The 12,031-nt window shown below is 61.3% G+C and carries 9 protein-coding genes; 6 read left to right on the forward strand and 3 right to left on the reverse strand.

Translation table 11 applies throughout. The annotated features are described in order from the left end of the window. Positions 1–76 precede the first annotated feature (76 nt). Positions 77–2,032, reverse strand: coding sequence for a S53 family peptidase (locus HDE80_RS10840; RefSeq protein WP_184670703.1), 1,956 nt, complete (start codon positions 2,030–2,032; stop codon positions 77–79). A 425-nt stretch (positions 2,033–2,457) separates the two neighbouring features. On the opposite strand from HDE80_RS10840, the gene HDE80_RS10845 reads away from it, so the two are divergent. Next, complete coding sequence (locus tag HDE80_RS10845; RefSeq protein ID WP_184670706.1) at positions 2,458–3,042, forward strand: outer membrane beta-barrel protein; 585 nt, start codon at positions 2,458–2,460, stop codon at positions 3,040–3,042. Positions 3,043–3,122: 80 nt separating this feature from the next. On the opposite strand, the gene HDE80_RS10850 is transcribed toward HDE80_RS10845, so the two are convergent. After that, positions 3,123–4,004, reverse strand: coding sequence for a PhzF family phenazine biosynthesis protein (locus tag HDE80_RS10850; RefSeq protein WP_184670709.1), 882 nt, complete (start codon positions 4,002–4,004; stop codon positions 3,123–3,125). Positions 4,005–4,209: 205 nt separating this feature from the next. Here HDE80_RS10850 and HDE80_RS10855 point away from each other — a divergent pair, with 205 nt between their 5' ends. From HDE80_RS10855 to murD, 4 genes are all read left to right on the forward strand, one after another. Beyond that, a complete protein-coding gene (locus HDE80_RS10855) occupies positions 4,210–5,724 on the forward strand; it encodes a fumarate hydratase (protein WP_184600792.1) in 1,515 nt (504 codons plus the stop codon). Positions 5,725–5,863: 139 nt separating this feature from the next. Beyond that, complete coding sequence (locus tag HDE80_RS10860) at positions 5,864–8,488, forward strand: bifunctional aspartate kinase/diaminopimelate decarboxylase (protein ID WP_345776439.1); 2,625 nt, start codon at positions 5,864–5,866, stop codon at positions 8,486–8,488. Between the two features lie 30 nt (positions 8,489–8,518). Beyond that, the gene (gene murL / locus HDE80_RS10865; protein WP_184670712.1) at positions 8,519–9,862 is read left to right on the forward strand and encodes a UDP-N-acetyl-alpha-D-muramoyl-L-alanyl-L-glutamate epimerase; all 1,344 of its coding nucleotides are present in this window, start codon (positions 8,519–8,521) and stop codon (positions 9,860–9,862) included. Further along, complete coding sequence (gene murD, locus HDE80_RS10870; protein ID WP_184670790.1) at positions 9,862–11,220, forward strand: UDP-N-acetylmuramoyl-L-alanine--D-glutamate ligase; 1,359 nt, start codon at positions 9,862–9,864, stop codon at positions 11,218–11,220. Before murL ends, murD begins: the two co-directional genes overlap by 1 nt. A gap of 56 nt (positions 11,221–11,276) precedes the next feature. Here murD and HDE80_RS10875 read toward each other — a convergent pair whose 3' ends face one another. Then, complete coding sequence (locus tag HDE80_RS10875) at positions 11,277–11,792, reverse strand: DUF4019 domain-containing protein (protein ID WP_184670714.1); 516 nt, start codon at positions 11,790–11,792, stop codon at positions 11,277–11,279. An 84-nt stretch (positions 11,793–11,876) separates the two neighbouring features. Between HDE80_RS10875 and HDE80_RS22175 the strand changes: the two genes are divergently transcribed. Further along, positions 11,877–12,002 (forward strand): hypothetical protein, encoded by a 126-nt coding sequence (locus tag HDE80_RS22175; RefSeq protein ID WP_255483676.1) that lies wholly within the window; start codon positions 11,877–11,879, stop codon positions 12,000–12,002. The last annotated feature ends 29 nt before the right edge of the window (positions 12,003–12,031 follow it).

Below are 12,031 nucleotides of genomic sequence, written 5' to 3' on the forward strand. Positions count from 1 at the left end.
CACGAATCAGCGCACGTCCTGCAAGTCGCTGACGGTGGTGATATCGCCACCGTCAGCGTCCCGTTTCCACGACTAATCAGCGACGAAAGCTGAAGAGTCCACTTTTCAGGTACAGATCCAGATTGGCGACGTCCAGCGTGCCGATGCCGGCGCCCGGCTCATAGCCATGTTTTCCCTGGTAGAACCAGTTGTCGCCTGCACGGATGTCAGTGAACGGTGTGTATTTGCCGTAGCCGAAGATGTTCTGCATTGCATAGACCTGCGGATTCCACAGACCGATACGATGATGATTGCTCTGTGTCAGCAGGGCGCTGATACCGTTGAGCTGCGGCGCCACGAAGCTGGTGCCGCCTTCGGAAATCAGGCCGCCATCGGAGGTCGATACCACCGTATAGCCGGTTTCCGGATCCGCGTTGAGCGCGATATCCGGCACGTTGCGGCCACGGAAGTGGGCAGGCAATTCCAGCAGCGTGGTGGGACCGGCGCTGGGGTCGTCATACGACAGCGATTGCTTGGTTTCGCTGGTACGGATGCCCGACGTGAACAGCTGATAGAACGGCGTACGCCAGTAGACGCTGACGCCGCCGCCGCCGCCGACCGAAAACACGTCGACGACCCCGACTCCGAAATTGGTGTCGAAGTAGTTCTGTAGATAATCCCAACCCCAGACACTTTCCTGCGTGACCGACGCGGTGGGTCCACCGCTGAAGCTGTAGGTATAGGGACGCGTGGTGCCGCCGGCCGCGGTGATGTACGGATCGGAAGCGGGCGAGTCCACCGTCAGTGGTGCCGTGTAGGTGCCTGGTGTGGTGCCCACGCCGAGGCCGCGCACGGTGTCATAGGCGCCGGAGTCGCCACTGGCAGCGAATACCGACTGTCCCTGCGCCGCCGCCTCGAGGAAGATCTGGTGGAACGTCTGCAGGTCGCCTACGTCGCTGGTGTCGGTAACGCTGGCACCGGTGACATTGAGCGCCGCGAAGTTGTAGATTTCCGGGCCGCCCCAGCTGGTGGAAATGCTGTCGGCTTTGTTGTCGGAGACGGCCTGCGCGAATGCGTCGACAAAACCGTTGCCTGCGTTCGGCGCGTCATACACGATGATGTTGGCATCCGGTGCAAGGCCGCCAGACTGCTCCACGTCGAGTGCGGTTTCGCCGCTGCCGTCGTCGATCACGCCGCCACCGTCGATATGCACCTGGGTGATGCGATTGGGCTTGGTGGTCAGGCCGATATCGGTCCAGTAGGTCTGCGCATCGGCCGGATAAAAGTTGGACAGCGTTACGATGGCGACGGTACTGCCCTTGCCGGTAACGCCATGCTTGTACAACGGATTGATGTTGTAAAAATTGGCGACATCGCCGACGGTGAAACTGCCGGGCTCGCCCGTGGCGGTGGGGTTGCCGGTGGAAGCGCTGGCGGTTTCTGTCAGTGCCGTGGTGGCAAGCTTCGATTTCAGGCTTGGCTTGGTGGGTACGCCGGATACGTTCAGTGCCTGGATCCGGTGTGACAGATATTTTTTCTCACTGTTCAGGCCGGACGTCGCCACGACCAGATTGGCCACCGCGGATGGCAGCAGGACAGTGGACGAAGGGCGATGAAACCGCTGTCCGGACGCCGTCGATACGTAGCTGTGGATGGGCGTACTGAACGCTGCACCAAACTGGGCGAGCGTGCCGGTGGCGCGGATCGTCATGTGGTTGTCCAGCACCTGGCTGGTCAATCCTTTCTGCTTGAGGAACGTCTGTACCTGCGCAATTTCCGCCGCAGTGGCGCCGTACTGGCTGGCAAACTGGCTGGTGGTCAGAAATTGCTGAAAATGGGCGCTTCCCGGTGTCACGGTGTCCTGGATGTATTGCTCCAGTGCCGGCTGGTTATGCAACTTGAGCGTCAGCGTGACGGTGGTCGTCTGGCTGCCGGAAGCCACTCCCATGTCGACATCGGGTTGTGCGTTGGCGGCAAGGGAGGCGCTGCTGAAACTGGCGAATGCCACGGCGAGGGAGGTTGCCAGGGCCGTGCGATGAAAATGGCGGGTCATCGGAGTTCCTTCTTAGGATAGAAGACGCTGACACTTAATCCACGACACGACCCTGGTTTATCGCTGCCAGGCGGCATCGCTTCCGGTCAGGCTGTAAGCGCTACATCAAGAAATACCCTATAAGCGGCGAAACACGTCCCCCCTGTCGTTCGGTGCCACGCCTCGTCGCAAATTACCGCAGTCCGGTGTGAAAGTGGGCAAGGCTGAAGTCGAAAGTTCTTGCGAAATTGTCCGTGCCGGGAGAAGTCTGCGTTTTCAACGGGACAGGCAGCGATGGCGGCATCACGGCGTGATGCGCAATACCGTCGATGCCATCAGAACCCCTGCCATAAACATGAATTCCTTAATTTGACCCGAATTTGTAATATGCGTCGCCCGCATGCATGAGGCGGCGGGCTGGAAGCAACAACACAGGGGAAACATAAATGAAGCAGATTCAAATGATCGCCGTTGCTGGCGTGCTGGCGGCTGTCTCGGGTAGCGCTTTGGCCACCGATCAGGGAGCATTTTTCATCAACGGCAATCTTGGCCAGTCGACATATCACGAAAGCGGATTCAACGACAACACGGACACCAGCGGTGCGATTCGCGCCGGCTACAGCTGGCAGAGCTACAAGGTCGATTTCGGCGTGGAAGCCGGCTATGTCGGTCTGGGTACGGCCACAACCAATCTGTCCACGGGTCTGCCGGGTGTGACCGAGAAATTCAGCGTGAAAGTCAAGGGGCCGCTGGTGGGTCTGAACATCAAGTACAAGTTCGAGAACCAGATGTTTGTCTCCGCGCGCGGAGGTCTTTTTCATTCATCGGTAGATGCCAACGTCGAAGACTTCGGTTCGGAGCGTTTCCATGGCAACGGCGGTTATGTCGGTGCCGCGGTGGGCTACGATTTCAACCAGCATTTCAGCCTGGGTCTGGCGTACGACGGTTATCACGCTCGTATCAATAGCGGCGAAGTGAAAGGCAACGAGAGCATTGGCGTGTATTCCGGTTTTGCTGAATACCGCTTCTAAGGCAGCGTCTTTGTAAAAACAACAGCGGCCGCATTCGCGGCCGTTGTTGTTTTTAACCTGGTTGTGAATGCACAGCCGGTTCAGTTCAGCCGTAGTTCTCCGTGTACGCCGATCACACAGGCGCCGCCAATCGTGATCGCCGATGTGGTGATATCGACGTTGACTTCCACGAGGCCATTGCGGCCCACCTCGCGGCCCTGGCTTGCGCGATAGCGTTGGCCATAAGCGGCGAGTCCGTTCGTTTCCTGCAGATACGCCGCTATCGCAGCATTTGCGCTGCCGGTGACGGGATCTTCGGGCATGCCGTCAGCTGGGCAGAATGCGCGCACGGCCATCGCGGTATTACTGTTGTGCTCGCGCCCGAATACGCAGGCACCGACGGCGGGCACACGCTCGCAGATCGCTGCGATGGCAGGTAAATCTGGACTTAGCGCGCGCACAATGCCGGCCTCGTCGAGATCGCAGACTATCCATACGGGGCCGTTGTTGACCTTGCGTATCGCTGCTGCGTTCACCGGTGTGTGCAAGGCATCAGCCACGCGATTTGCAAACGCTTCATCGCAGCGACCGATCGTTGCGGATGGCGCCTGTACATGGATGATGCGCGATGCGCCTTCGCCGTCGACCCGCACGGGCAACAGCCCGGCCGCGCATTCCTGCACCAGCGAGCGCTTGCCGATCCGGACCTTGCCCGATTCGATCGCCACATAGGCGCTGCCCACGCTGGGATGCCCGGCGAAGGGCAGTTCCTGCCGGGTGGTAAAAATGCGCACGCGATAGTCTGCGTGTGGCTGTGTCGGAGTCAGCAGAAAGGCGGTTTCGGAGAGGTTGGTCCAGCGCGCGATGCGCTGCATGGTATCGGTATCCAGCCCGTCAGCATCGATCACCACGGCCAGCGGATTGCCGTCGAACAGTCGGCCGGAAAAGACGTCGAGCTGGGTGTATTGGAAACGACGGGGCATGGCGATGACGGTTGTGGGGAAAGGCTCGGAACCATGCCACTGGCACGCCTTGAGTGGCAAGCGCCCCGCCCTTGCCACCACACAGTCAGATTCGGATGGCCCGCTTGCGGCACAATAGGCGGGTGGTGCGCGGCAGATCACGCCGGCGCATGGCACCTTTTCCATCAACGTTGGCCAGTACCGGCCAACCACCAAAAGCCGCCCCATGACCATCATCAAGCAAGACGATCTGATCCAGTCCGTTGCCGATGCGTTGCAGTACATCAGCTACTACCACCCAGTCGACTACATCAAGGGGCTCGCTGCTGCCTATGAGCGCGAAGAAAGCCCTGCCGCCAAAGACGCGATGGCGCAGATCCTGATCAACTCGCGCATGGCCGCCGAAGGGCATCGACCGTTGTGCCAGGACACCGGCATCGTGACGGTGTTCATCAAGCTCGGCATGAACGTGCAGTGGGACGCGACGATGTCGCTGGACGACATGATCAACGAGGGCGTGCGCCGTGCCTACAACGACCCGGACAATAAGCTGCGTGCCAGCATCCTGGCCGACCCGGCCGGCAAGCGCATCAACACGAAAGACAACACGCCGGCGGTGATCAACGTCAGCATCGTGCCGGGCGACAAGCTCGATGTCATCGTCGCGGCCAAGGGCGGTGGTTCCGAGGCGAAGTCGAAGTTCGCCATGCTCAACCCGTCCGACTCCATCGTTGACTGGGTGCTGAAGACGGTGCCGACGATGGGCGCGGGCTGGTGCCCGCCGGGCATGCTGGGCATCGGCATCGGCGGCACGGCCGAAAAGGCGATGCTGATGGCGAAAGAGGCGCTGATGGAGCCGATCGACATCCAGGAGCTGATTGCACGCGGTGCGAGCAATCGCGGCGAAGAGCTGCGCGTCGAACTGTACGACAAGGTCAACGCGCTGGGCATTGGCGCGCAGGGTCTGGGCGGACTCACCACCGTGCTCGATATCAAGGTAAAGGAATACCCGACCCATGCGGCGAACCTGCCCGTGGCGCTGATCCCAAACTGCGCGGCTACGCGCCATGCGCACTTCACGCTGGACGGTTCTGGCCCGGTGATGCTCGATCCGCCATCGCTGGAAGACTGGCCGAAGCTTACCTACGACACCTCGAAGGGTCGTCGCGTCGACCTGGACACCGTGACCAAGGAAGACGTCGCCAGCTGGAAACCCGGCGATGTGCTCCTGCTCAACGGCAAGCTGTTGACCGGTCGCGATGCGGCACACAAGCGCATGGTCGAGATGTTGAACAAGGGCGAGGCGTTGCCGGTCGATTTCAAGGGGCGCTTCATTTACTACGTCGGCCCGGTCGACCCGGTACGCGACGAAGTGGTCGGTCCCGCGGGTCCGACCACAGCGACGCGCATGGACAAGTTCACCGAACAGGTGCTTGCCGAAACCGGTTTGCTTGGCATGGTTGGCAAGGCCGAGCGTGGCCCGGCCGCCATCGAGGCGATCAAGAAACACCAGTCGGTGTATCTAATGGCGGTGGGTGGCGCGGCCTATCTCGTTTCCAAGGCAATCAAGGCCTCGCGGGTGGTCGGTTTTGCCGATCTCGGCATGGAGGCGATTTACGAGTTCACCGTGCAGGACATGCCGGTCACCGTGGCGGTCGATTCGCTCGGCAGCTCGGTGCACCAGACGGGGCCGAAGGAATGGCAGGCGAAGATCGGGCGAATTCCCGTCGCGGTGGTGTAAGCGTTTGGATGGATTTCCATGGCAGAGTTCTATGGAAGTCTAAACGTCTAAACATCCAATAATCAAAGACCATTGCCATTTTCGTTCTGCAGCGCAACACTGGCTGGATGACTTTTTCCCTCGCTGACAACCAACGCCCGTGACCCAGACCAATCTTGTACCTTTGCCTGTGGGCGCCCCCTGGATCGTGATGAAGTTCGGGGGCACCAGCGTGGCGACGCTGCCACGCTGGCAGAACATTCTCGAACTGGTTGCCAGTCGTCGTGCCGAGGGCGCGCGTGTGCTGGTGGTGGTGTCCGCACTGACCGGCATCACCGATGCGCTGAAGAATCTCTGTGTACAGACCACATCGGATGCGCGTATCGACTCGGCGCAGGCCATCGCGCAGCGCCATCACGATCTGCTGGAACACATGCAGTTGGGCCTGCCCGACACGCTGGCGGCGAGGCTGCATGATCTCGCGGGTCTTGCTGCTCACGGCAGTGGTGATCTGGCTTGGCAGGCGCAAGTGCAGGCGCATGGCGAGCTGATGTCCAGCGCGCTCGGCGCGGCCTTTCTCAGCGCGAATGGCTTGGCAACCGAATGGCTGGACGCGCGCGAGTGTCTGGAGGCGGTCACCCTGCCGAACCAGAACGAACGCACGCGGCTGCTTTCAGCCATTGTCGATTCGCAGCCGGATCCGGTATTGGCAGCCCATCTCGCTGCACGCGGTGATGTGTTCATCACCCAGGGTTTCATCGCGCGTGAAGGCGTCGATCCGGACGATGCATCGAACAAGGGCGGTCGCACCGTGTTGCTGGGTCGCGGCGGCTCGGATACCTCGGCGTCGTATTTCGGTGCACTGCTCAAGGCCCTGCGGGTGGAAATCTGGACCGACGTGGCCGGCATGTTTACCGCCAACCCGCGGCAAGTGCCGGGTGCGCGCCTGCTGCGGCGGCTCGATTACGAAGAGGCGCAGGAAATCGCCACTACTGGTGCCAAGGTGCTGCATCCACGTTGCCTTTCGCCGTTGCGCCTGCCGCGTGTGCCGCTGCTGATCAAGGACACCAATCGACCGGAGCTGGCCGGCACGCGGATCGGGCCGGAGCTGCGCGAGGAAGCGGCGAGCATCAAGGCGATCAGCACGCGCAAAGGCATCACCCTGGTGTCGATGGAGTCGGTCGGCATGTGGCAGCAGGTCGGCTTTCTGGCCGACGTATTCAACCAGTTCAAGCAGCACGGCCTGTCGGTGGACCTGATCGGCTCGGCCGAGACCAACGTGACCGTGTCGCTGGACCCTACGGAAAACCTGCTCGATTCCGATGTTCTGGCCGCGCTGGCCACCGATTTGGCCAAGGTCTGCCGGGTCAAGGTGATTGCGCCATGCGCAGCGGTGACCATGGTGGGACGCGGCATGCGCTCAATGCTGCATCGGTTGAATCCGGTAATGGCCGAATTCGGCCAGCATCGCGTACACATGATTTCGCAGTCGTCGAACAACCTCAACCTGACCTTCGTGGTCGATGAAAATGTCGTGGACGACTTGCTGCCGCAGCTGCACGAGCAACTGGTGCGCGCCGGCGCCATGCGCACCGACGATGCCGACCTGTTCGGTCCGACCTGGGAGCGGCTCTACGGTGCCGAGGCCGCAGCGCATGATGAAGCGTGGTGGTTGCACGCACGCACGCAGCTGATGCAACTGGCTGAGCAGCGCAGCCCTCGCTATGTCTATCACCTAGGCACCGTACGGGAACGCGCTCGTGCTTTGAAGGCCAAGCTGCCAGTGGATCGCCTGTTCTATGCGATCAAGGCCAACTCGCATCCGGCGATCCTGCGCGTTCTGGCGGAGGAAGGGCTGGGGCTGGAGTGTGTGTCGCCAGGCGAACTGGCGCGTGTTGCCGAGACCGTGCCTGCCTCGACACCGAGGTTGTTCACGCCCAACTTCGCGCCGCGCAGTGACTACCGCGATGCGCTGGAGGCTGGTGTGATGGTGACGCTGGACTCGCTGCATCCGATGGAGCACTGGGTCGAAACGTTCGACGGCCACGACATCAGCCTACGCATCGATCTGGGTCGCGGCTCAGGCCACCACGATAAGGTGCGTACCGGAGGCAGTACCAGCAAGTTTGGCCTGCCACTGGATCAGCTCGATGCCTTCGTGCACCTGGCTACCGCACGTCACGCGCGTATCGTCGGCTTGCATGCACACCTGGGCTCGGGCGTGTTGGAGCCGGGCCATTGGGCTGAGGTTTACGCGCAGCTGGCCAGTCTCGCCGAGCGAATTCCTTCGGTGGAGTTTCTCAATATCGGCGGTGGCCTCGGGGTGCCATCGCATCCCGGCGAGCAGCCGCTGGATCTCGATGCCGTCGGTGAAGCGCTGGTCGAGGTGAAGCGGCTGTATCCACGCTACCAGTTGTGGATGGAACCGGGCCGTTTTCTGGTGGCCGAGGCGGGTGTGCTGCTGGCCAAGGTCACCCAGCTCAAGGGCAAGGGCAGCTGGCGCTATCTGGGCGTGGATGCGGGCATGCACAACCTGATCCGTCCCGCGCTGTACGACGCCTGGCACGAAATCGTCAATCTCACTCGCTTCAACGAGCCAGCCACGGCGATGTACCAGGTCGTGGGGCCAATCTGTGAATCCGGCGACGTGCTGGGCAATGATCGCCGCCTGCCGGAAAGCCATGAGGGTGATGTGGTGCTGATTGCCACCACCGGCGCCTACGGCCAAGTGATGTCCTCGCCATATAATCTGCGTGGTCCGGCAGAAGAGATCATTCTTGATTGATGTCGTACTCGGGCTAGGAAACAACAGCAGGTGATAAACGTGATTCAACCCCGCCTGACCCAGGTGTTTCGTTTCGTCCGTCACGCCTATGCCGATGGCGTGGCCGAGCTGGTCTATGCGTTCGATGACGGTGATGAGCTGATCGAGAAGATTTACTTTCCCGATGTGCCGGTGCTGCCGCCCGAGCGAGCCGAAGCCTTCGGGCGTGCGCTGCAGCTGCTGCACCTGATTGCCGGCGTCAGCTACTACAAGGCAGGCGTGCCGCCAACGATCGAAGTGGCTGATGGCTCATTGGACGACGCAACCGCCGATGTACTCGATGCGCTGTACCTGCACGGGCTGGCCGAATTCGCGTATCGCAACGCTCTGGATCTGCGCGGACGCATCATCTTTCCGCGAGGTGGTTCCACACAGTCGGCAGCAGGATCTCTCGGCCTGCCGAAGCGCACCCTGGTGCCGATTGGCGGTGGCAAGGATTCGCTGGTGGCAGTTGAGGCGATCAAGGCCATCGGCGGCGAGGCGACCGCGGTATGGGTCGGCAACTCGCCGTTGATCGCGGCCTGCGCCGAGCGTACTGGCCTGCCCATGCTCAATATTCAGCGCGAACTTGCACCGGGCCTGTTCGAGTTGAACCGGCTCGGTGCATGGAACGGTCATATCCCGGTGACGGCGGTGAACTCGGCTATCCTCGCGGCGGCAGCGATTCTCTATGGCTACGATTCCATTGCGTTCGCCAACGAGCGTTCGGCTTCGGTGGCCACGCTGGAGTACGACGGCCTGCAGGTGAATCACCAGTGGAGCAAGGGCTACGCGTTCGAGCAGCTATTGGGCGACTGGCTGCACACGCACGTTGCTGCCGATCTGGATTACTGCTCGCTGCTGCGTCCGTATTCGGAGCTGGCAATCACGCGCGCGTTTGCCAAACTTACGCCGTATTTCGACACGTTTTCCAGCTGCAACCGCAACTTCAAGCTGCTCGGGCCCAAGCCGGCCGATCGCTGGTGCGGGCACTGCCCGAAGTGCCACTTTGTGTTTCTTGCACTGGCGCCGTTCCTTTCCAAGCCACGGCTACTGGGTATTTTTGGACGCAACCTGCTCGATGACGAAACGCAGTCGGCCGGCTTCGATGCCCTGATGGAGTACCAGGACCACAAGCCGTTCGAATGCGTGGGCGAAGGTGCCGAGGCGCGTGCCGCAATGTTTGCGCTGAGCCAGCGACCGGAGTGGCAGGAGGATGCACTGGTTGCACGCTTCCGCAGTGAAATTTTGCCGCAGCTCGATGCCTCACAGCTGGCTTTGGAACCATGGCTGCGGCCGGATACCGAGCATCGCGTGCCGGCACGTTTGCAGCCGGCGCTGGCGACCATCGGCTGATGCGTATTGCCGAACTGGCGGATCGGCGCGTCGCGGTCTGGGGTTTTGGTCGCGAGGGCCGGGCGACGATCGCCGCGGTGCGCGAGCAATTGCCTCACCTGCCGCTGACGCTGTATTGCAGTGAATCGGAAATCGACGCTGCGCATCGCTTCGACAATGCACTCATCGTCCGTGGCCAGGAGCCGGATGCTATCGCGTTGAGTGTTTTTGACGTAGTGGTGAAATCGCCGGGCATTTCCGCATACAAGCCGGCCATCCTCGCCGCGCAGGCGCACGGTACGCAGTTCACCTCGGGTACCGCGCTGTGGTTTGCGGAAAACCCCGGTGCACACGTGATCGCCGTGACCGGTACCAAGGGCAAGAGCACCACCAGTGCGATGATCGCTCACCTCGCGCGATCGCTCGGCGTGCGCACGGCGTTGGCCGGCAATATCGGTTTGCCTCTGCTTGAGTTGCGCGGACAATCGGCCGAACTCTGGGTTATCGAGCTGTCCAGTTTCCAGACCGGCGAAGCCGCCTCGCTGGAGTTGGGCGTCATAACCAGCCTGTACGAAGAGCACCTCGACTGGCACGGCTCGCGCGAGCAGTACGTTATCGACAAGCTGCGACTGGTCGATGCCTCTCGCCAGCTATTGGTCAATGCGCTGCAGCCCGTGCTGATGGAGCGTACGCAGGAGCATCCGCACCGCTTGCTGTTCGGACAGCTATCCGGCTGGCATGTGGCCGATGGTTTTATCCGTCGCGGTGCCGACGAAGTTTTTCCGACCGCCCAGCTCGCTGCGCCCGGTTTGCACAATGCGCTGAACGCCTGCGCCGCGCTCGCGGCATTGGCTGATATCGGCATGGATGCGCTGGCGGCGGCGCCCTCGCTGGCGAATTTCCTTCCCTTGCCGCATCGCCTGCAGCCACTGGGTGAACGCAACGGATTTCACTGGATCAACGATTCCATCAGCACCACGCCACAAGCAACGCTGGCCGCTCTGGAAAGCCTGCGCGGTCAGTCGGTGACGGTACTTGTCGGTGGCTACGATCGCGGTGTCGACTGGACTGCTTTCGTCGAGGCAATGAGCGCCACGCCACCCCATGCGATTATCTGCATGGGCAGCAATGGCACGCGCATTGAAGCCGCGCTGCGTACCGTTGACGTCCGCTGTTCGATGGTACGTGTCGATGATCTTGCCACTGCGATTGCCGAGGCAGAAGCGCGAACCAGCAACGGTGGCGTGATTCTGCTCTCGCCCGGCGCACCAAGCTTTGATCAATTCCAGGATTACGCAGAGCGCGGCCGCCGTTTCACCGAGCTGGCCGGCTTCGATAGTGTGGCTATTACAGGCATCGACGGCTTGGGCATTGGCTAGCGTAGCGCGCAAACAATAGGTGCGCTTGTCTCGGCACTCTTATTGCGACGAGTGACTTAGCGCAGCGTATAGCCGGTCACTCGCCATCGCTGGTCGGTGTCGAGATGGAACGACACCCGTTCGCGTACAGGCTTTGGGTCGGTACCGAACTGGGTTGCAAAGGCTACGTTGATGTAAATGCCGGCGGGAGTGGTGGGTCCGCCCTTGGCGGCCACGCGACCGTCGGAGACGAGGCTTCCAAGTCCGCTGAGTTGCCGCAATTTGACCGCGCCGAGCGGCGCACGTTCTGCGGTGATCTGGCTCACGAAGACGTCTTTGGCAACGATAGCCTTGGCAATCCCGGATGCGTTGTCCCAAACCTCGTCGGCCTTGTTCTTGTCGATCAGTTCGGCGATCTGGGTAGCGAGAGCGACTAGCTGCGGACCTACACTGTTGAGCTCTGCCTGCAACGCCTTCTGTTGCGGTGTCAGTGTTTCAGCTGTTGGCGGTTTGATGGCCGGCGCTGGGTTTTGCGCCTGTGCTGCAGTGGCGGCAATCAGCAGCATTGCAGGGAAAAAGAATTTGGCGAACATCAGACAATCTCCGTCAAGGACCCTGTCGATTCAGCAGCCTGCGTTGACGTTAGCACGACCGCGTGCGTAGCGCAGTGCGTCGATGTGGGGCTGCTGATCAACAACGCCGGCATCACGGTGCGTGGTGAAACGCTGTTGTCTGATGGCAGCGTGGTCGCTTACCAATGGCCTGCGAAACGATCCAAGCGGGGAAAATATCTTGGTGATTGACGTACATGCCGGACTGATCGAGACCGACA

The organism is Rhodanobacter sp. A1T4 (genome assembly GCF_014207185.1).
Taxonomy (GTDB): domain Bacteria; phylum Pseudomonadota; class Gammaproteobacteria; order Xanthomonadales; family Rhodanobacteraceae; genus Rhodanobacter.

Excerpts from the sequence above, each read along its gene's own strand:
- murD (WP_184670790.1), top strand. The coding sequence starts at position 9,862 with ATGCGTATTGCCGAACTGGCGGATCGGCGCGTCGCGGTCTGGGGTTTT.
- HDE80_RS10855 (WP_184600792.1), top strand. The coding sequence starts at position 4,210 with ATGACCATCATCAAGCAAGACGATCTGATCCAGTCCGTTGCCGATGCG.
- HDE80_RS10875 (WP_184670714.1), bottom strand. The coding sequence starts at position 11,792 with ATGTTCGCCAAATTCTTTTTCCCTGCAATGCTGCTGATTGCCGCCACT.
- HDE80_RS10840 (WP_184670703.1), bottom strand. The coding sequence starts at position 2,032 with ATGACCCGCCATTTTCATCGCACGGCCCTGGCAACCTCCCTCGCCGTG.
- HDE80_RS10845 (WP_184670706.1), top strand. The coding sequence starts at position 2,458 with ATGAAGCAGATTCAAATGATCGCCGTTGCTGGCGTGCTGGCGGCTGTC.
- HDE80_RS10850 (WP_184670709.1), bottom strand. The coding sequence starts at position 4,004 with ATGCCCCGTCGTTTCCAATACACCCAGCTCGACGTCTTTTCCGGCCGA.